Source organism: Massilia arenae (genome assembly GCF_008014745.1).
GTDB classification, from domain to species: domain Bacteria; phylum Pseudomonadota; class Gammaproteobacteria; order Burkholderiales; family Burkholderiaceae_D; genus Telluria; species Telluria arenae.
Genome location: NZ_VPFD01000034.1, coordinates 21,551 through 44,707, shown reverse-complemented (window position 1 = coordinate 44,707; position 23,157 = coordinate 21,551). Strand labels below are relative to the sequence as shown.

21 protein-coding genes and 2 tRNA genes are annotated in these 23,157 nt (G+C 64.4%); 18 read left to right on the top strand and 5 right to left on the bottom strand.

Annotated elements, in window-relative coordinates; translation table 11 throughout:
* The first annotated feature begins 37 nt into the window (after nt 1-37).
* The 6 genes from FVD38_RS23525 (at nt 38) to FVD38_RS23500 (ending at nt 7,176) form a co-directional block, all read left to right on the top strand.
* Nucleotides 38-964: a patatin-like phospholipase family protein gene (locus FVD38_RS23525; RefSeq protein ID WP_147937032.1), complete on the top strand. Its 927-nt coding sequence runs from the start codon at nt 38-40 to the stop codon at nt 962-964.
* A gap of 13 nt (nt 965-977) precedes the next feature.
* Entirely contained in the window at nt 978-1,388 is a 411-nt protein-coding gene (locus FVD38_RS23520; protein ID WP_147937031.1) for a GlcG/HbpS family heme-binding protein, read from the top strand.
* A gap of 307 nt (nt 1,389-1,695) precedes the next feature.
* Entirely contained in the window at nt 1,696-2,859 is a 1,164-nt protein-coding gene (gene carA, locus FVD38_RS23515) for a glutamine-hydrolyzing carbamoyl-phosphate synthase small subunit (protein WP_147937030.1), read from the top strand.
* A gap of 1 nt (nt 2,860) precedes the next feature.
* Nucleotides 2,861-6,091 (top strand): carbamoyl-phosphate synthase large subunit, encoded by a 3,231-nt coding sequence (gene carB, locus FVD38_RS23510; protein ID WP_147937029.1) that lies wholly within the window; start codon nt 2,861-2,863, stop codon nt 6,089-6,091.
* A 135-nt stretch (nt 6,092-6,226) separates the two neighbouring features.
* Nucleotides 6,227-6,700, top strand: a complete 474-nt coding sequence (gene greA, locus FVD38_RS23505; protein WP_123072171.1) for a transcription elongation factor GreA — start codon at nt 6,227-6,229, stop codon at nt 6,698-6,700.
* 23 nt (nt 6,701-6,723) lie between these two features.
* Nucleotides 6,724-7,176, top strand: coding sequence for a DUF4149 domain-containing protein (locus FVD38_RS23500; protein ID WP_308617205.1), 453 nt, complete (start codon nt 6,724-6,726; stop codon nt 7,174-7,176).
* A gap of 151 nt (nt 7,177-7,327) precedes the next feature.
* Here FVD38_RS23500 and yhbY read toward each other — a convergent pair whose 3' ends face one another.
* Nucleotides 7,328-7,798 (bottom strand): ribosome assembly RNA-binding protein YhbY, encoded by a 471-nt coding sequence (yhbY, locus tag FVD38_RS23495; RefSeq protein ID WP_123072170.1) that lies wholly within the window; start codon nt 7,796-7,798, stop codon nt 7,328-7,330.
* Nucleotides 7,799-7,842: 44 nt separating this feature from the next.
* On the opposite strand from yhbY, the gene FVD38_RS23490 reads away from it, so the two are divergent.
* The 6 genes from FVD38_RS23490 (at nt 7,843) to FVD38_RS23465 (ending at nt 13,265) form a co-directional block, all read left to right on the top strand.
* On the top strand, nt 7,843-8,490 hold the full coding sequence (locus tag FVD38_RS23490; protein ID WP_147937027.1) for an RlmE family RNA methyltransferase: 648 nt from the start codon (nt 7,843-7,845) through the stop codon (nt 8,488-8,490).
* 227 nt (nt 8,491-8,717) lie between these two features.
* Complete coding sequence (ftsH, locus tag FVD38_RS23485) at nt 8,718-10,601, top strand: ATP-dependent zinc metalloprotease FtsH (RefSeq protein WP_147937026.1); 1,884 nt, start codon at nt 8,718-8,720, stop codon at nt 10,599-10,601.
* A 55-nt stretch (nt 10,602-10,656) separates the two neighbouring features.
* Nucleotides 10,657-11,517, top strand: coding sequence for a dihydropteroate synthase (gene folP / locus FVD38_RS23480; protein WP_147937025.1), 861 nt, complete (start codon nt 10,657-10,659; stop codon nt 11,515-11,517).
* 31 nt (nt 11,518-11,548) lie between these two features.
* Nucleotides 11,549-12,889, top strand: coding sequence for a phosphoglucosamine mutase (gene glmM / locus FVD38_RS23475; protein ID WP_123067607.1), 1,341 nt, complete (start codon nt 11,549-11,551; stop codon nt 12,887-12,889).
* 75 nt (nt 12,890-12,964) lie between these two features.
* Nucleotides 12,965-13,041, top strand: a tRNA-Pro gene (locus FVD38_RS23470).
* Between the two features lie 147 nt (nt 13,042-13,188).
* Nucleotides 13,189-13,265: transfer RNA gene (locus FVD38_RS23465), tRNA-Arg, on the top strand.
* A gap of 39 nt (nt 13,266-13,304) precedes the next feature.
* Here FVD38_RS23465 and FVD38_RS23460 read toward each other — a convergent pair.
* Together FVD38_RS23460 and FVD38_RS23455 are read right to left on the bottom strand one after the other, a co-directional pair.
* On the bottom strand, nt 13,305-14,354 hold the full coding sequence (locus tag FVD38_RS23460) for a DUF4214 domain-containing protein (RefSeq protein WP_187271689.1): 1,050 nt from the start codon (nt 14,352-14,354) through the stop codon (nt 13,305-13,307).
* 144 nt (nt 14,355-14,498) lie between these two features.
* Nucleotides 14,499-14,909, bottom strand: a complete 411-nt coding sequence (locus FVD38_RS23455; protein WP_147937023.1) for a tellurite resistance TerB family protein — start codon at nt 14,907-14,909, stop codon at nt 14,499-14,501.
* 108 nt (nt 14,910-15,017) lie between these two features.
* On the opposite strand from FVD38_RS23455, the gene FVD38_RS23450 reads away from it, so the two are divergent.
* Complete coding sequence (locus FVD38_RS23450; protein WP_147937022.1) at nt 15,018-15,920, top strand: LysR family transcriptional regulator; 903 nt, start codon at nt 15,018-15,020, stop codon at nt 15,918-15,920.
* Here FVD38_RS23450 and FVD38_RS23445 read toward each other — a convergent pair.
* Complete coding sequence (locus tag FVD38_RS23445; protein WP_147937021.1) at nt 15,917-16,204, bottom strand: GNAT family protein; 288 nt, start codon at nt 16,202-16,204, stop codon at nt 15,917-15,919. The two genes, FVD38_RS23450 and FVD38_RS23445, sit on opposite strands and share 4 nt — an antisense overlap.
* Nucleotides 16,201-16,935, bottom strand: a complete 735-nt coding sequence (locus tag FVD38_RS23440) for an XRE family transcriptional regulator (RefSeq protein ID WP_229493950.1) — start codon at nt 16,933-16,935, stop codon at nt 16,201-16,203. Before FVD38_RS23440 ends, FVD38_RS23445 begins: the two co-directional genes overlap by 4 nt.
* Before the next feature lie 154 nt (nt 16,936-17,089).
* On the opposite strand from FVD38_RS23440, the gene FVD38_RS23435 reads away from it, so the two are divergent.
* The 5 genes from FVD38_RS23435 to FVD38_RS23415 all read left to right on the top strand — a co-directional run bounded on the left by FVD38_RS23435 (nt 17,090) and on the right by FVD38_RS23415 (nt 23,103).
* Entirely contained in the window at nt 17,090-17,287 is a 198-nt protein-coding gene (locus FVD38_RS23435; protein ID WP_147937020.1) for a phage holin family protein, read from the top strand.
* Nucleotides 17,288-17,350: 63 nt separating this feature from the next.
* Nucleotides 17,351-17,704, top strand: a complete 354-nt coding sequence (locus tag FVD38_RS23430; RefSeq protein WP_147937019.1) for a DUF5710 domain-containing protein — start codon at nt 17,351-17,353, stop codon at nt 17,702-17,704.
* A 130-nt stretch (nt 17,705-17,834) separates the two neighbouring features.
* Nucleotides 17,835-19,496, top strand: a complete 1,662-nt coding sequence (locus FVD38_RS23425; protein WP_147937018.1) for an energy transducer TonB — start codon at nt 17,835-17,837, stop codon at nt 19,494-19,496.
* 190 nt (nt 19,497-19,686) lie between these two features.
* Nucleotides 19,687-20,796: a polysaccharide biosynthesis/export family protein gene (locus FVD38_RS23420; RefSeq protein WP_229493948.1), complete on the top strand. Its 1,110-nt coding sequence runs from the start codon at nt 19,687-19,689 to the stop codon at nt 20,794-20,796.
* Nucleotides 20,797-20,829: 33 nt separating this feature from the next.
* Nucleotides 20,830-23,103, top strand: a complete 2,274-nt coding sequence (locus tag FVD38_RS23415) for a polysaccharide biosynthesis tyrosine autokinase (protein WP_147937016.1) — start codon at nt 20,830-20,832, stop codon at nt 23,101-23,103.
* Nucleotides 23,104-23,157 lie beyond the last annotated feature (54 nt).

The following is a 23,157-nucleotide window of genomic DNA, read 5'->3' as shown; positions in this document are numbered from 1 at the left end:
GGGTACAATCCCAGCCTCGTTCCTTTCGGCACAATCCATGCTCTCTCGTCGTACCTCCCTCGCGGCCTGCGCCGCACTGCTCTTGAGCGCCTGCGGCAGCACGCCGGTCCAGACGCCGGTCCCGGTCGCTCCGGTCGTCGTCCCTCCGGCGGCCGCGCCCCTGCCGCCCAAGAAGATCCGCATCGGCCTGGCCCTCGGCGGCGGCGCCGCGCGCGGCTTCGCCCATATCGGCGTGATCAAGGCCCTCGAGGCCCAGGGCATCTATCCGGAGATCGTGGTCGGCACCAGCGCCGGCTCGGTGGTCGGCTCGCTGTATGCATCGGGCCTGAACGGCTTCGCCCTGCAAAAGACGGCCCTCGCCATGGACGAGGCGACGATCTCGGACTGGGCCATGCCGTGGCTCAGCAAATCCAGTGGCCTGCTCAAGGGCGAGGCGCTGCAGAACTATGTGAACAAGGCGATCGGCAATGTGCCGATGGAAAAGCTGAAGTTGCGCTTCGGCGCCGTGGCCACCGACCTCAAGAGCGGCCAGCCGATCCTGTTCAACCGCGGCAATACCGGGATGGCGGTGCGCGCGTCGTCGGCCGTGCCGAGCGTGTTCCAGCCCGTAAAAATCGGCAACAAGGAATACGTCGATGGCGGCCTGGTGGCGCCGGTGCCGGTGCGCTTCGTGCGCGAGATGGGCGCCGATTTCATTATCGCCGTCAATATCTCGAGCGCGACCGAAGGCGCGGCCACGGCCAGCTCGCTCGACGTGCTGATGCAGACCTTCAGCATCATGGGCCAGCGCCTGAATCATTTCGAACTGAAGGACGCCGACATCGTGATCACGCCGGCGCTCGGCAATATGGGGTCGAGCGATTTCGGCGGACGCAATCTCGCCATCCTGGCTGGCGAGCAGGCCGCTGCCGCCGTCATGCCGCAAATCAAAGCCAAGCTCAAGCTCCGACAGCAAATTCCATAAGAAAGGCCATACCGTGAACACCAAACCCTACCTGACCCTGGCGGACGTGAAGAAGATCGGCGCCGCCGCCGAAGCCGAGGCCGTACAAAACGGCTGGAACGTCTCGATCGCCATCGTCGACGACGGCGGCCACCTGCTGTGGCAGCAGCGCCTGGACGGCGCGCCGCCGGTCTCGTCGTATATCGCGCCCGCCAAGGCCAATACCGCCGCCCTCGGCCGCCGCGAATCGAAGCTCTACGAAGACGTGATCAATGGCGGCCGCATGTCCTTCCTGAGTGCGCCGAAGCTGGAAGGCATGCTTGAAGGCGGCGTGCCGGTGATCGTCGACGGCCATGTGATCGGCGCCGTCGGCGTTTCGGGCGTCAAGTCGGAACAGGATGTGCAGATCGCGCGGGCAGGTATTGCTGCACTGAGCGCTGCCTGAGCGCCATCTAAGGACGAGTTGCGGGCGCCATATTGCACCCGCAACATAAGTTTCAGCAGGGCAGGGAAGATGGCAGGGCGTGTCATCTTCCGTAAATTTGGTATCGGGTATGTGGCAGCGCCGCATTGCCGAACATCAGAGTTCGCGCTATAATTCGGAAGTTTATCTAATTCAAACTTAGCCGTAGCGCATACCCACCATCCCTCATTCAACATGACCTCCAACACCGGGCGGCTTCACTGCGTCCAGGACAGTTGGATGTCGGTCTGACGTGGCGAAGCTACGGCAACTTTTTCGGGAGTTGCCCTTGCCGCCATTTTTTTCTGGCCCCTCCGTTCCAGCCATCCTGGCACTTGCTGACGGGACCATCTTCAAAGGATATTCCATTGGTGCCGTCGGTCATACGACCGGCGAAGTGGTGTTCAACACCGCGATCACCGGCTACCAGGAAATCCTGACCGATCCGAGCTATTCGCGCCAGATCGTTACCCTGACCTATCCGCACATCGGCAACTACGGCGTGAACAGCGCCGACGTCGAAGCGAGCAAGGTGCACGCCGCCGGCCTGATCATCCGTGACCTGCCGCTGCTGGCCTCGAACTTCCGTTCGACCCAATCGCTGGGCGACTATCTCAAGCAAGAGAACGTGGTTGCCATCGCCGGCATCGATACCCGCAAGCTGACCCGCATCCTGCGCGAAAAAGGCGCCCAGGCCGGCGCGATCCTGACCGCCGCCCAAGGCGCCGAGCCGTCGCCAGCCCAGGCGCTGGAACTGGCGCGCTCGTTCCCAGGCCTGGCCGGCATGGACCTGGCCAAGGTCGTGTCCGTCACTGAGCCGTACGAGTTCACCGAAACCGAGTGGAAACTGGGTCAAGGCTTCGGCAAGCAGACCAACCCCAAATACCACGTGGTCGCCTTCGACTACGGCGTCAAGCGCAACATCCTGCGCATGCTGGCCGAACGCGGCTGCAAGGTGACCGTGCTGCCGGCGCAATCGACCGCCGCCGACGCGCTGGCGCTCAATCCGGACGGTATCTTCCTGGCCAACGGCCCGGGCGATCCGGAGCCATGCGACTACGCCATTGCGGCCTCGCGCGAGCTGATCGAAAAAGGCATCCCGACCTTCGGCATCTGCCTCGGTCACCAGATCATGGCGCTGGCATCCGGCGCCAAGACCATGAAGATGAAGTTCGGCCACCATGGCGCCAACCACCCGGTGCAGGACCTGGACAGCAAGAAGGTCTTGATCACCTCGCAGAACCACGGCTTCGCGGTCGACCCGGAAACGCTGCCGGCCAACTGCCGCGTGACCCACGTCTCGCTGTTCGACGGCTCGCTGCAGGGCTTCGCCCGCACGGACAAGCCGGCGTTCTGCTTCCAGGGTCACCCGGAAGCCTCGCCCGGTCCGACCGACGTCGCCTACCTGTTTGACCGCTTCATCGGCCTGATGCAAGCAGCGGAGAAAAAATAATATGCCAAAACGTAGTGATATCAAAAGCATCCTGATCATCGGCGCCGGTCCGATCGTGATCGGCCAGGCAGTCGAATTCGACTACTCCGGCGCCCAGGCCTGCAAGGCCTTGCGCGAAGAAGGCTACAAGGTCATCCTGGTCAATTCGAACCCGGCGACCATCATGACCGACCCGGAAACGGCGGACGTGACCTATATCGAGCCGATCACCTGGAAGGTCGTCGAGCGCATCATCGAGAAAGAGCGTCCTGACGCGATCCTGCCGACCATGGGCGGCCAGACCGCGCTGAACTGCGCGCTCGACCTGCACCGCCACGGCGTGCTCGATAAATACAAGGTCGAGCTGATCGGCGCGACCCCGGAAGCCATCGACAAAGCCGAAGACCGTTCGAAGTTCAAGGACGCGATGACCAAGATCGGCCTGGGTTCGGCGCGTTCGGGCGTGGCCCACTCGATGGACGAAGCCTGGACCGTGCAGCGCGAGCTGGGCTTCCCGACCATCATCCGTCCTTCGTTCACGATGGGCGGCAGCGGCGGCGGCATCGCCTACAACGAAGAAGAATTCGAAGCGATCTGCAAGCGCGGCCTGGAAGCATCGCCGACCAATGAGCTGCTGATCGAAGAGTCGCTGCTCGGCTGGAAAGAGTATGAGATGGAAGTCGTTCGCGACAAGAACGACAACTGCATCATCATCTGCTCGATCGAGAACCTGGATCCGATGGGCGTGCACACCGGCGACTCGATCACCGTGGCGCCGGCGCAGACCCTGACCGACAAGGAATACCAGATCATGCGTAACGCGTCGATCGACGTGCTGCGCGAGATCGGCGTCGACACCGGCGGTTCGAACGTGCAGTTCTCGATCAACCCGAAAGACGGCCGCATGATCGTCATCGAGATGAACCCGCGCGTGTCGCGTTCGTCGGCGCTGGCCTCGAAGGCCACCGGCTTCCCGATCGCCAAGGTCGCAGCGAAGCTGGCCGTCGGTTTCACGCTGGATGAGCTGCGCAACGAGATCACCGGCGGCGCGACCCCGGCTTCGTTCGAGCCGTCGATCGACTACGTCGTCACCAAGATCCCGCGCTTCACGTTCGAGAAATTCCCGACCGCCGACAAGCACCTGACCACGCAGATGAAATCGGTCGGTGAAGTCATGGCGATGGGCCGCACCTTCCAGGAATCGTTCCAGAAAGCCCTGCGCGGCCTGGAAGTCGGCGTCGACGGCCTGAACGAAAAGACCCGCGACCGCGAAAAGATCGAAGAAGAGCTGGGCGAACCTGGCCCGGACCGCATCTGGTATGTGGGCGACGCTTTCGCCCAGGGCTTCACCCTGGAAGAAGTGCACAACCTGACCAAGATCGATCCGTGGTTCCTGGTGCAGATCAAGGAGATCGTGGACATCGAGCTGTGGCTCGAGACCCAGACCCTGGAGTCGCTGGACAAGCCGCTGCTGTACAAGCTCAAGCAAAAAGGTTTCGCCGACCGCCGCCTGGCCTTCCTGCTGAAGGTCGAGCCGATGGCCGTGCGCGCCCGCCGCCACGAGCTGAACATCCGTCCCGTGTACAAGCGCGTCGACACCTGCGCCGCCGAGTTCGCGACCGACACCGCGTACATGTACTCGACCTATGACGAAGAGTGCGAATCGAACCCGACCGACAAGAAGAAGATCATGGTGCTGGGCGGTGGCCCGAACCGTATCGGCCAGGGCATCGAGTTCGACTACTGCTGCGTGCACGCGGCCCTCGCCATGCGCGAAGACGGCTACGAGACCATCATGGTCAACTGCAATCCAGAGACCGTGTCGACCGACTACGATACCTCGGACCGCCTGTACTTCGAATCGCTGACCCTGGAAGACGTGCTCGAGATCGTGGAGCTGGAAAAACCGGTCGGCGTGATCGTGCAGTACGGCGGCCAGACTCCATTGAAGCTGGCGCTGGACCTGGAAGCGAACGGCGTGCCGATCATCGGCACCTCTCCGGACATGATCGACGCCGCCGAAGACCGCGAGCGTTTCCAGCAGCTGCTGCAGAAGCTGGATCTGCGCCAGCCGCCGAACCGCACCGCGCGCACCGAAGCCGACGCCCTGGCGCTGGCCGAAGAGATCGGCTACCCGCTGGTGGTGCGTCCTTCCTACGTGCTGGGCGGCCGCGCGATGGAAATCGTCCACGAGCAGCGCGACCTGGAGCGCTATATGCGCGAAGCGGTCAAGGTCTCTCACGATTCGCCAGTGCTGCTGGATCGCTTCCTGAACGACGCGATCGAAGTCGACGTCGACTGCATCTCGGACGGCGAAGCCACTTTCATCGGCGGCGTGATGGAACACATCGAACAGGCCGGCGTGCACTCGGGTGACTCGGCCTGCTCGCTGCCGCCGTACTCGCTGTCCCAAAGCACCATCGATGAACTGAAGCGCCAGACCTCGCTGATGGCCAAGGCCCTGAACGTGGTCGGCCTGATGAACGTCCAGTTCGCGATCAAGCAGTCGGAAGAGAACGGCCAGACCGTCGATACCGTCTATGTGCTGGAAGTGAACCCACGCGCCTCGCGTACCGTGCCGTTCGTTTCGAAGGCGACCGGCCTGCAGCTGGCCAAGATCGCCGCGCGCTGCATGGTCGGCCAGACCCTGGCGCAGCAGGGCATCACCAAAGAGGTGATCCCGCCGTTCTACAGCGTCAAGGAAGTCGTGTTCCCGTTCGTGAAATTCCCTGGCGTCGATACCATCCTGGGACCAGAGATGAAATCGACCGGCGAAGTCATGGGCGTGGGCACCACCTTCGGTGAAGCCTTCGTCAAGTCGCAGCTGGCGGCCGGCATCAAGCTGCCGAAGTCGGGCACGGTGTTCCTGTCGGTGAAGTCGTCCGACAAGCCGCGCACCGTGGCCGTGGCGCGCGACCTGGTGGCGCTGGGCTTCGACCTGGTGGCGACCAAGGGTACCGCGGCCGTGATCGCTGCCGCCGGCATTCCGGTGCGTTCGGTGAACAAGGTGCTGGAAGGCCGTCCGCATGTGGTCGACATGATCAAGAACCGCGAGATCGTGATGGTCGTGAACACGGTCGAGGAAAAGCGCAGCGCGATCAACGATTCGCGCGCGATCCGTACCTCGGCGCTGGCGGCGCACGTGGTGACCTATACCACGATCTTCGGCGCCGAAGCGGCGATCGAGGGCATGCGTCACATCGACGAACTGCGCGTGTACGATTTACAAGGCCTGCATAAAACCTTACACTAAGCACACGCAGTACCCGTAGGACAGCTTAGTACACAAGTGAACCACAGAGCTCGCGCGGCCTTGGCGCCGCGCGCCTCTGTGGTTTTCGCTTTGAGACGCTACGGGTGTCCCGTACAACACAAACAGCAGAGAACCATGAACACACCACTGACCAAATTCGGCGCAGAACTCCTGAAAGAAGAGCTGCACCAGCTCAAGACCAAGGAGCGCCGCATCGTGATCGACGCGATCGCCGAGGCGCGTTCGCATGGCGACCTGTCCGAAAACGCCGAGTACGACGCCGCCAAGGAGCGCCAGGCCTTCGTCGAAGGCCGCATCGCCGAGCTGGAGGGCAAGCTCTCCACCGCCCAGGTCATCGATCCATCGACGCTCGACGCCGAAGGCCGCGTCGTGTTCGGCGCCACCGTCGACCTCGAGGACCTGGAATCGGGCCAGAAAGTCACCTACCAGATCGTCGGCATGGATGAAGCCGACCTGAAGCTGAACAAGGTCTCGGTGACCTCGCCGATCGCGCGCGCGCTGATCGGCAAGTTTGCCGAAGACGTGGTTGAAGTGCAGGCCCCGTCGGGTCCGCGCGAATACGAAATCCTCGAAGTCCGCTACGTCTGATGGGCGCGGCGGCGGCCAGCGGTGTGAAGGCAGGGCGCTTGCCGGCGGCGCGGCTGCTGGTGGCCGCGCTGTGGGCGGGCGTCCTGTGGGCGCTCGGCTATATCGCGGCGCCGGCGGCGTTCGCCGTCCTGGACAGCGTGCAGGCGGGCGACCTGGTCGCGGTGCTGCTCACGCGCCAGGCATGGTTGTCGATCGCCTGCGCCGTCGTGCTGCTGGTCTTGCTGCGAGTGTCGACCGACCTGGCGCCGCCGCGCCGCAAATTCCTGAACCTGCTGGTGCTGGCGATGCTGGCGTGTACGCTGGTGATTTTCGTCGGGCTGCAGCCGGCCATGGCGCAATTGCGTGAGCTGGCCGGGCCGGGCGGGGTGAGGGCGTCGCCGTACTGGACGCAGTTCGCCGTGATGCATGGGGTGTCGCAGCTGTTCTATCTCGTGCAGAGCTTGCTTGGCGCGTGGCTGATTGTTCGGCTGCGCTGAGCATTTTTCGATAGCCCAAAAACGTCATCCCCGCGGAGGCGGGGATCCAAGTCTTTTAAGCAGCCACCGAATGTTTCTTAAGCGGCTTGCTTGCGTACTTGGATCCCCGCCTGCGCGGGGATGACGTGCTGGCTGAGCTGGTGAGCGAGTCTTACTTGTTCAGCGAATTCTTTTTCGAGCTGGTCTGACGCGGCTTGGCGCGCTTGATGTTGCCGCCGGCGGTGACGCGTTCGTTCCCCTTCAGCATGACCTTGGTGACGCTTGGCTTCTTGGTGCCGCTGGCGCTGGCCTTGACGATGGTGACTTCGCGCATGCCCGGGCCCGATTTGCCGCTGCGCTCCTTGACCGCCTCTTTCTTTGGACGGTAGAGGACCAGCAGCTTGCCGATGTGCTGGACCTGGGCGGTGTCGAGATCGGTGGCGATCTGGTCGTACATGGCGACGCGCGCTTCGCGGTCGTCGCCGAACACGCGCACCTTGATCAGGCCGTGCGCATCGAGGCTGGCCGAGATTTCCTTGACGACGGATTCGGTAAGGCCGGCTTCGCCGATCATGACGACTGGATTGAGCCCGTGTGCTTCTGCGCGCAGGGCGCTGCGCTCGGCCGGTGTGAGTTTGATCATAACAATATTTTTTGATGTACCTATAAAAGCAGTATTCTACGCGAATGGCCAAGAACAAATTAAACAAAAACTGGTTACACGACCATATTAACGATCCCTACGTCAAACTTGCACAGAAAGAGGGTTATCGGGCACGTGCGGCCTACAAACTCAAGGAGATCGACGAGGCTGAAAAGCTCATCAAGTCCGGTCACACCGTGGTCGACCTCGGTTGCACCCCCGGCAGCTGGGCCCAGTACACCCGGCGCAAGCTGGCGGGCAAGGACGGCGGCGGGATCAATGGCTCGATCATCGGCCTGGACATCCTGCCGATGGAGCCTATCGCGGACGTTCAATATATCCAGGGCGACTTCCGCGAAGAAGAAGTGCTGTCCCAGCTGGATACTGTCCTGTCCGGCCGCCGGGTCGATGTGGTCCTGTCGGATATGGCCCCCAATTTGTCCGGCATCAGTCATGCCGATGCGGCGCGCATGGAACATTTAATCGATCTGGCGATCGAATTTTCGCAGGCCCACCTGAAACCCGAAGGGGCATTGCTAGTAAAGTGCTTTAAAGACATGGGTTTTACGCAAATCTTGGAGAAATTCCGGACCGAATTCAAGGTGGTGAAACAGGTCAAGCCCAAAGCGAGTCGCGACAAATCATCCGAGATTTTCCTGCTGGGGCGCGGCCTGAAGCACCCATCGGCGTAAACCTGCATCCGGGCATAGAATTGCCCCTTGAAATCCCGGCGCGCGGCCATACATCTGCCGCGTGATCCCGCTGCTTGCGCCTCCTTATCGGGCGGCCAGCGGCCATTGGGACGTAAAAACATAGTATTTTGGCACTATTGCCTGCACCGCGTGGCGGTGTCGGCTTATTGCGGGTAAAATCAGAATACTGAAATCGGTAGAGATGCAATTGCATCGGAGGAGTGCTCGTGAATAATATGTTTTCCAAATCCGCCATCTGGGTGGTCGTCGCGCTGCTGTTGTTCATGCTGTTCAAGCAGTTCGACACCCATAGCGTCGCCGGCGGCAGCAAGACCATTGCTTATTCCGAGCTGCTCGATGAGATCAAACAACGTCGCATCAAGGATGTGACGATCGAAGGCTCGAATATCACCGCCACCCGCAGCGACGATTCCAAGGTGCGCGCGACCGCGACCATCCTGGACCGCGGCCTGATCGGCGACCTGCGCGAAAACGGCGTGCGCTTCGACGTGAAGCCGCCGGAGGAGCCATCGTTCCTGCAGCAGGTCTTCATTTCGTGGTTCCCGATGCTGCTCCTGATCGGCGTCTGGGTGTTCTTCATGCGCCAGATGCAGGGTGGCGGCAAGGGCGGCGCTTTCTCCTTCGGCAAGTCGAAGGCGCGCATGCTCGACGAAACCAATAACACCGTCACCTTCGCCGACGTCGCCGGTTGCGACGAAGCGAAAGAAGAAGTCTCGGAAATCGTCGACTTCCTCAAGGATCCGACCAAGTTCCAGAAACTGGGCGGCCGCATTCCACGCGGCGTGCTGATGGTCGGTCCTCCAGGTACCGGTAAAACCCTGCTGGCGCGCGCCATCGCCGGCGAAGCCAAGGTGCCGTTCTTCTCCATCTCGGGTTCCGACTTCGTCGAGATGTTCGTCGGCGTCGGTGCGTCGCGTGTTCGCGACATGTTCGAGAACGCCAAGAAGCATTCGCCTTGCATCATCTTCATCGACGAGATCGACGCGGTCGGCCGTCACCGCGGCGCCGGCATGGGCGGCGGCAATGACGAACGCGAACAGACCCTCAACCAGTTGCTGGTGGAGATGGACGGCTTTGAGGCGCAATCGGGCGTGATCGTGATCGCCGCCACCAACCGCGCCGACGTGCTGGATAAAGCGCTGCTGCGTCCGGGTCGTTTCGACCGCCAGGTAATGGTGGGCCTGCCGGACATCCGCGGCCGCGAACAGATCCTCAACGTGCACATGCGTAAAGTGCCGATCGGCACCGACGTCAAGGCCGACATCCTGGCGCGCGGCACCCCGGGCTTCTCGGGCGCCGACCTGGCCAACCTGGTCAACGAAGCCGCGCTGTTCGCCGCACGCCGCAGCAAGCGCCTGGTCGAGATGATCGACTTCGAAGACGCCAAGGACAAGATCTTTATGGGTCCAGAGCGCAAGTCGATGGTCATGCGCGAAGAGGAACGCCGCAACACGGCTTACCACGAGTCGGGCCACGCGGTGGTCGCCAAGCTGCTGCCGAAGGCCGATCCGGTGCACAAGGTCACGATCATGCCGCGCGGTTATGCGCTGGGCCTGACCTGGCAGCTGCCGGAGCATGACGCGCTGTCCGGCTACAAAGACAAGATGCTCGAGGAAATCTCGATCCTGTTCGGCGGCCGTATTGCTGAAGAGATCTTTGTCGGCCAAATGTCGACCGGCGCCTCGAACGACTTCTCGCGTGCCACCAAGCTGGCGCGCTCGATGGTGACCCGCTTCGGCATGTCCGACAGCATGGGCGTGATGGTCTACGAAGACAGCGAGAACGAAGGCTTCTTCGGCGGCGCCACCAAGACCATTTCGGAAGCGACGCAGCAAAAGGTCGACGCCGAGATCCGCGCCATCCTCGACACGCAGTACGCGCTGGCACGGCGTCTGCTGGAAGAGAACCGCGACAAGGTCGAGATGATGACCAAGGCGCTGCTCGACTGGGAAACCATCGATTCCGAGCAGATCAACGACATCATGGCCGGCCGCGAGCCGCGCCAGCCGAAGACCGTGCTGACCAAGCGCACGCCGCCAGGCGACAGTGGCTCGGGCGGTGTGGCGCCGAATGCCACCGCACCGGCCTGACGCTGTCTCTCCCCTCAAAGGCACCCGTCAGGGTGCCTTTTTTGTTTTTTCCGCCATGACCAAAAAACTGCAATGCGGCCACTTCAGCTTCGCGCTGGAGGGGGCCGAATCTGCCTATCCAGTGGTGATGGGCATCCTCAACATTACCCCCGACTCGTTCTCCGACGGCGGCCGCTACCAGGGACTGGAATTCGCGCTGACCCATGCCGAGACCATGATCATGGATGGCGCCACGATGATCGACATCGGCGGTGAATCGACCCGCCCCGGCTCACCCAGCGTGCCGCTCGACGAAGAACTGCGGCGCGTGATGCCGACCCTGTATGCGCTGCGCACGCTCGACGTCGCGCTGTCGGTCGACACCTGCAAGCCCGAGCTCATGCGTGAAGCGCTGATCGCCGGCGCCGACATGATCAACGACATCAACGGTTTCCGTGCGCCAGGCGCGATCGACGCGGTACTGGACAGCGATTGCGGCCTGTGCGTGATGCACATGCAGGCCACGCCCGACACCATGCAGCAGGCGCCGCGTTACGACGATGTGGTGGGGGAGGTGATCGCCTTCCTGCGCGAACGGGTGGATGCGATGACAGCGGCCGGCATCGAGCGCGAGCGTATCTGCGTCGATCCCGGCTTCGGCTTCGGCAAGACGGTCGAGCACAACTATGCCTTGCTGCGCGGCTTGCCGCGCATGCGCGAGGAACTCGGCCTGCCGGTGCTGGCCGGTATGTCGCGCAAATCCATGATCGGCGCCGTCACCGGGCGTCCGGTCGAACAGCGGGTGGCCGGCAGCATCGGCGCGGCATTGGCTGCGGTAGCGCATGGCGCTAGAATCGTGCGTGTGCATGATGTGGCGGAGACTGTCGATGCCCTGAAGGTGTGGCATGCGGCGATGCATTCCCCCTCGGTCCTGTAAAAATCGTTTCAATAAGAGAAAAGAGAACTAGATGGCACGGAAATATTTCGGCACCGATGGCATTCGTGGCACGGTGGGCGTTGCGCCAATTACTCCTGAATTCGTGATGCGTCTCGGCTACGCCGCCGGCACCGTCCTGGCCAAGGGCCGCAAGTCGAGCAGCGGCCGTCCGGTCGTCCTGATCGGCAAGGACACCCGCATTTCGGGCTATATGCTCGAGGCGGCGCTGGAAGCCGGCCTGTCCGCCGCCGGCGTCGATTCGATGCTGGCCGGCCCGATGCCGACCCCGGCCATCGCCTACCTGACCCGCGCGCTGCGCCTGCAGGCCGGCGTCGTGATCTCGGCCTCGCACAATCCCTTCCAGGACAACGGTATCAAGTTCTTCTCGGAACACGGCACCAAGCTGCCGGACGCCGTCGAGCTCGAGATCGAGGAAGCGATCGACCAGCCGATGGGCTGTGTCGCCTCCGATAAGCTCGGCCGCGCGACCCGCCTGCGCGACGCCCAGGGCCGCTACATCGAATTCTGCAAGAGCACCTTCCCGAACGAACTCGACCTGCGCGGCCTGAAGATCGTCGTCGACAGCGCCCATGGCGCGGCGTACAACATCGCGCCGCACGTGTTCCATGAGCTCGGCGCCGAAGTGATTTCGATCGGCGCCCAGCCGGACGGCTTCAATATCAACGCCGGTTTCGGCGCCACCGCGCCGAAGGCGCTGTCCGAAGCCGTGGTGGCCAACAAGGCCGACCTCGGCATCGCGCTGGACGGCGACGCCGACCGCCTGATCATGGTCGACGCCAACGGCCGCGTCTACAACGGCGACGAGCTGCTGTACGTGATGGTGCGCGACCGCATGAGCACCGGCCCGGTGGCGGGCGCCGTCGGCACCCTGATGACGAATATGGCGCTCGAAGTCGCCTTCAAGCAGATGGGCATCGGCTTCGCGCGCGCCAAGGTCGGCGACCGCTACGTGCTCGAAGTCATGAAAGAGCGCGGCTGGCTGTTCGGCGGCGAAGGCTCGGGCCACCTGCTGGCGCTGGACAAGCACAGCACCGGCGACGGCATCGTGTCGGCGCTGCAAGTGCTGTCGGCCCTGGTGCGCGGCAATAAGTCGCTGGCGGAATGCTGCAGCGAGCTGCAACTGTTCCCGCAGACCCTGATCAACAAGAAAGTCACGCCAGGCTTCGACTGGACCAGCGACCAGGCGCTGGTGGCCGAGAAGGAAGCGGTCGAGCGCGAGCTGGGCGACAACGGCCGCGTGCTGATCCGTGCATCCGGCACCGAACCGCTGATTCGCGTGATGGTAGAAGCGAAAGAGGCGCAGCTTGCCGAGAGCATGGCGCGCCGCATCGCGGACAAGCTGGCGGCGTGATTGAAAGGCCAGCCTGGTCGGATGCAGGTAGGGGCTGGCATTTCGCGTCGCCATCGCTTATAATGTTTCTCACGGCGGAGTGTAGCGCAGCCCGGTAGCGCACCTGGTTTGGGACCAGGGGGTCCAAGGTTCGAATCCTTGTACTCCGACCAAAAGATTCATCGAGACAGGCCGTCCCAGGACGGCCTGTTTTGTTTTGATCGGCCTGTTTTGTTTTCAGCATCGCTACGCCAGCCAGGCTTGCACTGCCATATTGCAAGTATTAATGCTGGCGGTTTATAGTAGCGCCTCTTCCAGGACCGCCCTTAGCTCAGTCGGATAGAGCAACGGCCTTCTAAGCCGTGGGTCGGGGGTTCGATTCCCTCAGGGCGGGCCACACTGTGCCATTCGATCGGCTGTTCGACCTGCTTGCTGATCAGGTCACGATGAACTCGTACCCCGCCTGCAGCGACCCGATCACCTTGGCCTGGTTCTCCTGGCTTTCACTGAAGCCGACGAGCACGTCGGCCACCGTCATCTCCTTGCTGTCCAACGCATCCATCCAGTAGGCAAACCCTGTCGCGTCCGGTGCACGGTCGAGCACGTTCGCATAGAGGAGGGTGACGATGTCGGCATTGCTGGCTTTAGGACCGACCAGTTCGCCGAACTCGGCCGAGTGGACGAAAGCGTCCGCCACCGCGTGCAGGCTTGCCCCGTCACCCATCTTGCCCATCCAGTATCCCAGGCCAACCTTGTCCGGCGTGCGGTCGAAGGCCGCCTGGTACAGGCGATAGGCCTCGGCCGGAAAGCCCGTGGTCTCGTAGGAGATGACATCGCCGCCCTCGAAGGACAGCCGCTCGACGTTGCGCAGGGTGTCGATGCCGTCCAGGCCCAGCAGGTCGGTGAGCGTGATCGTCCCATTTTTCACGCTGACCGCATATTCGTCACGATCGCCTTCCAGCCAGAAGGTGTCGATGCCGGCGCCGCCGTCCACGAAGTCGTCCGAGCGCGTGCCATACAGCATGTCGTGGCCGCCGGTGCCGACGATGGTGTTGGTCGGCAGGTAGACCGGCACCCGGTCTTCGTAGACGTTCACGCTGGCATAGGTATCGTAGTAGCCCTGGCTCCACGATGCGTCGATGTAGTACCAGCCCGTATAGGGAGCGACGAAGGCGGCGTAATCGTAGCCATAGGCGCCGCTGCCATCGTCGCTGGCGATTTCCCGGCCATCGTCGTCGTAGATGCGCAGGTCGACGGGATCGAAGTAACTGCCGCTCTGGACCGTGTAGGCCATGCCCCTGGTGGCGTGGAAGACGAAGATGTCGTCCTGGCTGGCGTACGGGTCGTGGGTGCCGAACTGGGCGGTGCGGCCGTAGTACTGGCCGAGTTCCGGATCGTGTACCGGCCGCAGGTCGAGCCGCCAGGCCCAGTCCATCTCGGACGGCGTCAGCTTGTACCGGGAATCCTGTGGGGAGTAGTTCGACATGATGGACCTCGCGCAATGTGAGGTCTTCATTGTATGGCTGGGTTATTCCAGCAATATGTTGAATTGGTGTCGCTTTGTAACGGTGGCGCCCGAATTGCAAGCATGTCTTTCAAAGTATGCATGCGAGGACGCCGCCCCGTCTCATCAATGCATGCTGCCGGCCTCGACGCCCGAGCCGGCCCATGCATGCATCGCGCGGCGCAGCAGCCTGCGCTCGCGGTGGTCGATCACGCTGTCGGCGCGTACGATCTCGAGCATCCCCTTGAGGACAGTGGCGCGCAGCAGCTCGTCCTGCACCTCGCCCAGCAGGCGGTCGATCGTCTCGGGCGCGATCTCGACCATGCCGGCCGCGCGGTCGGCGCTGGTCGCCAGCAAGTCCTGGGTCAGTTCGCCCGCGGTGTCGTCGAAGGTGTCTTCGCTCACCCGCAGCGCCTCGAGCACGCCGCTGCGGTGCAGGCTCTTGAGCTCCTGCGGCGCGATGCGGCCGTCGACGATCATGGCCAGCGCCAGCAGGCGGCACATGGCTTTCGGGCTGTTGGTGGGATAACTTCTCATTGCATTCCTCGCTTCTTCAAGAACTGGGAGTCATCAATATACGGCGCGCCTATTCGAAAGTAAAATCGAATAATCTTTCGAAATCATCCCATATTTTGGTGGTATTGCATGATCAATTACAAGCACCTCCAATACTTTCATGCGGTCGCGACGGTGGGCAGCGTGGCGCGCGCCGCGGAACAGCTGCATGTGTCGCCGCAGGCGATCAGCACGCAGTTGCAGGTGCTGGAAGACCAGCTTGGCGAGGAATTGCTGCGCAAGAAGGGACGCGGGCTGGCCTTGACCGAAGCCGGCAAGACGGTGCTGCGCTATGCCGACCAGATCTTCAGCCTGGGTAACGAGCTGGAGCAGGCAGTGCGGCGCGGCGTGTTCACGGAGACCGAAACCCTGCGGGTCGGCCTGTGCGACGTGATCGCCAAGACGATGGCCTTCCGCCTGCTGCAGCCGGCGCGCGACGCCGGCCTGGCCATGCACCTGGTGTGCAGGGAAGGGCGCTTCGCCGACCTGATGGACGACCTGAGCGCGCACCGGCTCGACCTGCTGATCTCGGACCAGGGCCTGCCGCCCGGCGGCGCGGTGCGCGGCCACAGTCACCTGTTGGGATCGAGCACGGTGACCGTGGTCGCCCATCGCGATGTCTGCCGGCGGTGGGACGGGCCATTCCCGCAACGCCTGAAGGGCGCGCCCTTCCTGATGCCGGGCGAGGACGCGGCCCTGCACAGCCAGCTCAAGGCCTGGCTCGAAGCGCATGGACTGCGTCCGATCGTAGTGGGCGAATTCGACGACGGCGCCTTGCTCGGTTCCTTCGCCGGCGCAGGCGCCGGTTTCATGGTGGCGCCGACCGTGCTGGCGGAGTCGCTGTGCGTGCAGTATGGACTGGAGCAGGTGGGCGTGATCGATTCGATCGTCGAGCAGATCTATGCCGTGACGGTCGAGCGGCGCGTGCACCACCCGGCATTGCAGCGCATCCTGGAGCGCGCCCACAAGGCCTTCGGGCAGGCGCCGCCCTAGAACGGCGGCGCGGTGTCGTCGGGTGGCGGGCCGTCGAGATCGATCTCTCGTTCGACCATGCCGGCAAGGTCGAGTTCCGGCAGCAGCGCGCGCGTATCGAACTGCGCGTAGGCCAGCGTCGGATGCGCGCGCGGCGCCGCCAGCATGACCGGCAGGCGCGGGAACCAGGGACCGAGCCGCGCCAGCAGGGCGTCGCCGACGCCGGCCCGCAGGTAGTCGGGATCGGCGAAGACGAGCGCCATCCGGATGCCGCGCACGGTGACGATGCCGCCGGTCAGTGTCAAATGCGGTCGCTTTCCTTGCGCACCACGCGCCCGATGACGATGCACTCGCCGCCCTGGCACAGCTTGCGGTGGTATTTGCGCCCGTCGACGTTGTCCGAGGTCAGCCACCACTGGCCGGCGTCGCGCGCCAGGCGCTTGACCACGGCCTCGCCCTCGTAGTTGAAGGCGTACACGGCGCCGTCGACGGGCTTGGTGTCGAGCGTGTTGATGACCACGATGTCGCCCGCGTACAGCGAGGGCTCCATGCTCTCTCCCTTGACGTAGATGGCGATCAGGTGCGACGGACTGTATTGGTTGCGCTCGAGCCAGGTGCGGCGCATGCCGAGCGTGCCGCCGTCGCGCTTTTCCGGCTCGGTCTGGTAGCCGGTGATGCCGGCCGACAGCCGCAGCTTGACCATCGGGATCTGCACGAAACCATCGTCGTCGCCTTCGGCCGCCACCACCCGCAGGGCGTTCGTCACGCCGCCAGGGGGCGCGTCGTTTGCCGGCGCGCCCGACATCGACGCCAGGATGTCGGGCGGCAGGCTGCGGCCGGTGACGCGCGAAATGGCGAGCAGCTGCTTCAGGTTCGGGCTGTGCTTTTCGTTTTCCCAGTGCGAGATATTGGCCTTGGTGTTGCCGCGCTCGGTGCCGAGCTCGAGCGCCAGCCGGGCACCCAGCGCCGTGCCGGACAGCCCGGCGGCGGTGCGCGCTTCCCTGACCCAGCCTGCAATCGTCGTTTGAAGATCCATGTGGGCATGGTATAGGAAAACTATACATAAGAGTATAGTTTTTATTTACTGATGTGGTATAGTTTTCCTATACTTTCATCAACCGCATTGAGCTGGGTCAGGGGGACGGTACGGCTGTCCTTGCGCCGACTCAGGGCGAAGCAGGGGAGACACAATGATCATTGACACATACCTGCGCCTTGCCGGCGCCGACCTGGCGACCTCGCTGACGCTGTCCGACCTCGGCATCCTGGTCGGCATCCTCACCGGCCTGCTGGGAGCGCTCGTCAACCTGGTATACACCTGGCGCAAGGACCGCCGCGAGCAGCGCGAGAGCGACGCGGCGTGGGCCAGGCGCAAGAACGGGGAATGAACCGGGGCCGGCCCCTGTAGAATAGCGCTCTGCATTGATATCGATACCGGAGCATCTACGTCCATGGTTTTCCTCACCGTCCCTTACGCCGAGAAGGACGCCGCCAAGGCGCTCGGCGCCCGCTGGAACCCGACCCGCAAACGCTGGTACGTGCCGGACGGCGTCGCCACTGAACCGTTCGCCAAGTGGATCGACGGTGCGCCCGGTGCCGAGGCGCCGTCCGCGAAGCCGGGCCGGGTCGACAGCTACCAGGGCAAGACCGTGGTCGGCCTGCACTATATCGAACTGGCACACAACTGCAACCCGATGCAGGCCTGCCCGACCTGCACCGGGCAACTTGCCGGCACGGCCTGGGCCGACGCCCAAACCAGGTTGATGGCTGTGGTCGACGCCATGCCGGGCACCTCGAGCAAGTGAAAACCGCCGCCAGGGCGATGCGTCGGGCACCAACTTTTGCGCCCTCGGACGGATTTGAATCGTGCGCGCCTCGCCTTACTGCTGAGTAAACGCTAAGATGCCAGCTTGACAATACTGCGCAAGCGATGACATGAGCAAAGCGACTGCTGGCAGGCGCGGATACGACCAGGCACGCAGCGATCGCCGCCTGAGCGTGGGCATTGCCATTTCGGTCTTGTTGCACGGCTTGTTGCTGTCGTTGCAGTTCGGTGTGCCCGGCCTCGATCTCGGTGGCGGGGGGCCGATCAACGTCACCCTGGCGCCTCCTCCGGAAGCGCCGCCGGCGACCGCTCCGATTCCTCTATTGCCGGACACGCCGGCGCCGCCCACGACGCCTGCGCCGCCGCCGGCACCTGCGCCGGCGCGTGGCCTGCGCCTCGTCGACCCGCCGCCGCCAATCGTCCAGGCCGAGGCGCGTCCACCGGCCCAGGCCAAGCGGCCGAAGCGGCCCAAGCCACCCGCGCCGAAGCGCAGGCTGCGCGAGGTGCCGCCTCCCGTCATCGTCGCCGCGCCAGATCCCGAATCGGAATTCACCGTCCCCGTGCCCTTGCCGGACGTTGTCCCTGAAGCGGTGCAGGAGGCACCGGCGCTGGCCGACGTGGTCGTGGACGAAGCGCCGGCGGAACCGGCCGAGATTGCGGACACCGGTCCAGACCTTGTCGCCCAGAAGGCCGAGGAAGAGCGCCAGCGCGTATTGGCGGCGGAACAGGAGCTGGAACGGCTGGCCCAGGCGGAGCGTGAGGCCGCCGAGCGCATGGCGCAGGAGCGCGTCGAACAGGAGCGGCTGGAACGGGAAAGGCGTGAGCAGGAACGCCTCGTAGCCGAAGACGAGGCCCGGATCGCGCAGCTGCGCGAAGCCGAGCGGCTGCAGGTCCAGGAACAGGCCGCGCGCGAGCAGGCCGAGCAAGCACTGCGCCAGGCGCAGATCCAGGAGCAAATGCGGGAGCAAGAGCGCGCCGAACGGCAACGCCTCGAAGCGCAGCGCCTCGCGCAGGAGGCGGCCGAGCGCCAGCGCATTGAGGAACTCGCGCGACAACAACTGGCGCAGCAGCAGGCGGACGAGCAGGCGAGACGACAGGCGCAACAGCAGGCGGAACAGCAGGCCCGCGCCGAGGCCGAACGCCTGGCGCGCCAGCAGGCGGAAGAAGCCGCGCGCCAGGCCGCGGCGCAGCGGATGCAGGCACAGGCGCCCGGCCCCGGCGCGGCGGCGATGGATTCCATGCCCGTCGGTCCGGGCCAGGGTGCGGGGCGGGGCGCCGGCAGCGGCGGCGGTAGCCAGCCCGGCGCCGGGTCGCTGGCCGGCTTGCCCGGCAACCGCGCGCGCGAGATGCTGCGCGGCGTGACCATCCCCAATATGAATGCACCCGCCACGCCGGCCGAGCGGGCCATGGGCGGGCGCCGGGTGCTGGCCGACGGCGGCGAGCGCGACGCGCCGCTGCGCCTGTATGTCGACAGCGTGCGCCAGAAGCTGGAGCGCAACGCGGTGCTGGGCGGCGCGCGCCTGTCGCTGCAGGACGTGCGCATCGATCCCCTGGTCAGCGTGTCGCTGCGCAGCGACGGCAGCATCGAGGACGTCACCATCATCCGCTCGAGCGGGCGGGCCGACATGGACGACGCGGTGCGCCGCTTCGTGCGCCTGAACGCCCGCTATTCCGCGTTTCCGCCGAATGTCGCCGCACAATTCGACATCATCGAGATCCGCCGCATCTGGCGCTTCGCCGATGGACTCAAGCTGATCGAAGAGATGCGCTGAGGACCTGACGCCGCCGTTCGCCATTTGATGCGCTGCAAAGCCAAGCCCGATGGACGCCGTACCCTGAACTGAATCGTTCATCTACTGCGACTATTTTTGATAGGCAACAATCATGGCTTGGTTTCGTTCAGTTGCAATAAGGGATTTGCCGTGGGCTTCGCCGTGTCGGTCGCTGTCGCTTCGCGCGCCGGTGTCGTCGTTCACCATCGCCCTGACGCTCGCGCTGTGCCTCGCCCTGTCGGCCTGCGCGACCGGCATCGGCTTTCGCGAAGCGGCGCGTTCGGACGGTCCCGGCGCTGCCTCGGCGCCCACCACCGAGCTGATTACCGAAACCCTGATCGAGACAGAGCGCGCGGCGCAGGCCAGCGTCGCCCGGCAAGACCTGTCGCCCCTGTTCGTGTCCCCGCCGCCGCCGTACACGATCGGGCGCGGCGACATCCTGTCGATCGTGGTCTGGGACCATCCGGAGCTGGCCGCCGGCGGCATGACCATGGCGACATCGGCCGCCGACAGCGGCGTCGTCCAGCCGAACGCCACGCCGCCGGGTTTCGCGGTCGACCACCAGGGCCGTATCCAGTTCCCCCTGATCGGCCTGCTCAGCCTCGACGGCAAGACCGAGGAAGAAGCGCGCGCCCTGCTCACCGGCAAGCTCGCCCGCTACATCGCCAACCCGAACGTTACCTTGCGCGTGCAGGCCTACCGCAGCCGCCGCGTCTACGTCGATGGCGAGGTGCGCACGCCCGGCCTGCAGGCGATCGACGACATCCCGATGACGCTGGTCGAGGCGCTGAACCGCGCCGGCGGCATGCAGCCGGGCGCCGACCAGAGCCGCATCGTGATCGAACGCGGTGACGAGCGCTACCACGTCAATCTGCGCGAGCTGGTGCAGAAGGGCGTCAATCCGGGCACCATCCTGCTGGCGCATGGCGACGTCGTGCGCGTGCATTCGCGCGACGAGAGCAAGGTGTTCGTCTCGGGCGAGGTGATCTCGCCGAAGGCACTCACCATGCACAACGGCCGGCTCACGCTCAACGAAGCCTTGGGCGAGACGGGCGGCATCAGTCCCCTGAGCGGCGACGCGCGCCAGGTGTACGTGGTGCGCAAGGCGCCGGACCGCACCCGCGTGTTCCGGCTCGACGCGCGCGACTCCGGCGCGCTGGCGATGGCAGAGACCTTCGAGCTGCGGCCCAAGGACGTCGTGTACGTCGCGGCCTCGCCGCTGGCGAACTGGAACCGCCACCTGAGCCTGCTGTTCCCGGGCGCGCTGACGAATGCCGTTGGCGTCACGAATCGTCCCTGAGCAACTGCCGATGCTGTCCCGAGGAGTACCGCCATGACCAGCCCGCACGAGGCGCATTCGCTCAAACAAGTCTCGCACAGCCCGCCGGTGCTGTCGGTGCCGTTCGACCCACGCCCGCCCGAACCCTTGCCCGAAGAATCCACGGTCGACCTGAAGGGCTATCTCAACACCCTGTACGACAGCCGCTGGCTGATCGGCAGCATCACGGCGATCATCACGATCGTCGCCGTCCTGTATGCGCTGGTGGCCAACCCGGTCTACGAAGCGAACCTCATGATCCACGTCGAGGAAGAAAGTCCGAACGCCTCGAAGAACATCCTGAGCGAGGCCTCGTCGCTGTTCGAGACCAAGAAGGCGGCGATCGCCGAGATGGAGTTGCTGCGCTCGCGCATGGTGGTCTCGCGCGCGGTCGACAACCTCCAGCTGTACGTCGAGGTGCAGCCGAAATACTTCCCGGTGCTGGGCTCGTGGTTCGCCAACCAGAACGGCGGCGCGCTGTCCAAGCCCGGGCTGTTCGGCTATGGCGGCTTCGTATGGGGCGGCGAGCGCGCGGCGGTATCGGTGTTCGAAGTCCCCGACAACTGGCTCAACCGCGAATTCGTGATAACCACGCGCGCCAATAACCGCTATCGCTTTTCCGGCGGTGGCCAGCGCATCGCCTTCGATGCCAGCGTCGGCCAGCGTTACCGGGTGCAGACACCGGACGGACTGGTCGAGATCAAGGTCGACCGCCTAGTCGCCAATCCTGGCGCCCGCTTCAAGATCAAGCGCAAGTCGCGTCTGGGCACGATCCAGGGCATCCAGCGCTCCATGGTCATCACGGAGCAGGGCAAGCAGTCGGGTGTGATCGAGGTCAAGATGCAGGGCCAGGACGCCGACCGCATCAACAGCCTGCTGAGCGAGATCGGCCGTGAATACATGCGCCAGAACCTGGCGCGCAAGACCGAGGAAGCCGAGAAGTCGCTGGCTTTCCTGAACCAGCAATTGCCGATCCTGAAGCGCCAGCTGGAGCAGTCCGAAGACCGCTATAACCAGTTCCGCAATGCCCATGGCACGGTCGATCTGCGCGAGGAGGCGCGCATGAGCCTGGCGCAGGCGGCGTCCGCGCGCGCGCGCCGCATGGAATTGATGCAGAAAAAGACCGAATTGCTGGCCCGCTTCACCGAAGACCATCCAGTGGTCGCCGCCGTCAATCGCCAGCGGCGCGAGGTCGACGCCGAGATCGAGGCGATCGCGGCCCGCATCCGCACCTTGCCGGTGATGGAACAGGACGAGGCGCGCCTGACCCGCGACATCAAGGTCAATACCGACCTCTATACGGCCTTGTCGAACACGGCCCAGCAGCTGCGCCTGATCTCGGTTGGCCGGGTCAGCAATGTGCGCCTGGTCGATGCGCCGATCGAGCCCGAGCGGCCGATCAAGCCGAACCGGCCGCTGATCGTGGCGCTGGCGGTCGTCACCGGGCTATTCCTCGGCACCTTGCTCGCCTTTACCCGCAAGACCATGCGCGGTGGGATCGACGATCCGGCCAAGATCGAGCGGCTATTGCGGGCGCGGGTGGTGTATGCCTCCATTCCGCATAGCGGCAACGAGGACAAGCTCATGCGCAAGGTCAAGCCGGACGGCGGATTGCCGCTGCTGGCCCAGATCCTGCCAGAGGACCCCGCCGTCGAAAGCCTGCGCAGCTTCCGCGCCGCGCTGCGCTTTTCCATGCCGCACTTCAAGAACAATGTGGTCATGATCGCCGGACCCACGCGCGGGCTGGGAAAATCCTTCGTGACCGCCAATTTCGCGGCGGTGATGGCGGCCAGCGGCATGCGCGTACTGCTGATCGACGCCGACCTGCGCAACGGGCACCTGCACCGTTACTTCGGCGTCGATCGCTCGCGCGGCCTGTCGCGGGCCATGGCGGGCGCCATGCCGGTCGACGAGGTCATCCACCGGAGCGTGTTGGATAACCTGGATTTTATTCCGACCGGAGAGTTGCCGAACAACCGCTCAGAATTCCTGCTGCAGCTGAACCTCGGTAATCTGCTCGAGCTGGTCAGTGGACGCTACGACCTGGTACTGCTCGACCCGCCACCATTGCTGGCGGTGGCCGATGCGCTCATCATCGGCGCCCATGCCGGCGCCGTGTTCATCGTGGCCCGATCGGGCGTGACGACCGAGAACCACATCAACGAGTCGATCAAGCGCCTCAATCACGCCGGCATCTCGCCGCGCGGGGTGCTGTTCAACGACATGGCGCTGCGTCTGGGCGAACACCGCTCGCAGTACGGGACGGCGCAGCTGGGGTACGCGGCCTGAGGGACCGGTGGCCGGCGTCCCGGCCGCCATGATTTGCCTGCGCCGGTGCTTGTG

Excerpts from the sequence above, each read along its gene's own strand:
- FVD38_RS23525 (WP_147937032.1), top strand. The coding sequence starts at position 38 with ATGCTCTCTCGTCGTACCTCCCTCGCGGCCTGCGCCGCACTGCTCTTG.
- carB (WP_147937029.1), top strand. The coding sequence starts at position 2,861 with ATGCCAAAACGTAGTGATATCAAAAGCATCCTGATCATCGGCGCCGGT.
- greA (WP_123072171.1), top strand. The coding sequence starts at position 6,227 with ATGAACACACCACTGACCAAATTCGGCGCAGAACTCCTGAAAGAAGAG.
- yhbY (WP_123072170.1), bottom strand. The coding sequence starts at position 7,798 with ATGATCAAACTCACACCGGCCGAGCGCAGCGCCCTGCGCGCAGAAGCA.
- FVD38_RS23490 (WP_147937027.1), top strand. The coding sequence starts at position 7,843 with ATGGCCAAGAACAAATTAAACAAAAACTGGTTACACGACCATATTAAC.
- folP (WP_147937025.1), top strand. The coding sequence starts at position 10,657 with ATGACCAAAAAACTGCAATGCGGCCACTTCAGCTTCGCGCTGGAGGGG.
- glmM (WP_123067607.1), top strand. The coding sequence starts at position 11,549 with ATGGCACGGAAATATTTCGGCACCGATGGCATTCGTGGCACGGTGGGC.
- FVD38_RS23460 (WP_187271689.1), bottom strand. The coding sequence starts at position 14,354 with ATGTCGAACTACTCCCCACAGGATTCCCGGTACAAGCTGACGCCGTCC.
- FVD38_RS23455 (WP_147937023.1), bottom strand. The coding sequence starts at position 14,909 with ATGAGAAGTTATCCCACCAACAGCCCGAAAGCCATGTGCCGCCTGCTG.
- FVD38_RS23450 (WP_147937022.1), top strand. The coding sequence starts at position 15,018 with ATGATCAATTACAAGCACCTCCAATACTTTCATGCGGTCGCGACGGTG.
- FVD38_RS23440 (WP_229493950.1), bottom strand. The coding sequence starts at position 16,935 with ATGGATCTTCAAACGACGATTGCAGGCTGGGTCAGGGAAGCGCGCACC.
- FVD38_RS23435 (WP_147937020.1), top strand. The coding sequence starts at position 17,090 with ATGATCATTGACACATACCTGCGCCTTGCCGGCGCCGACCTGGCGACC.
- FVD38_RS23430 (WP_147937019.1), top strand. The coding sequence starts at position 17,351 with ATGGTTTTCCTCACCGTCCCTTACGCCGAGAAGGACGCCGCCAAGGCG.
- FVD38_RS23425 (WP_147937018.1), top strand. The coding sequence starts at position 17,835 with ATGAGCAAAGCGACTGCTGGCAGGCGCGGATACGACCAGGCACGCAGC.
- FVD38_RS23415 (WP_147937016.1), top strand. The coding sequence starts at position 20,830 with ATGACCAGCCCGCACGAGGCGCATTCGCTCAAACAAGTCTCGCACAGC.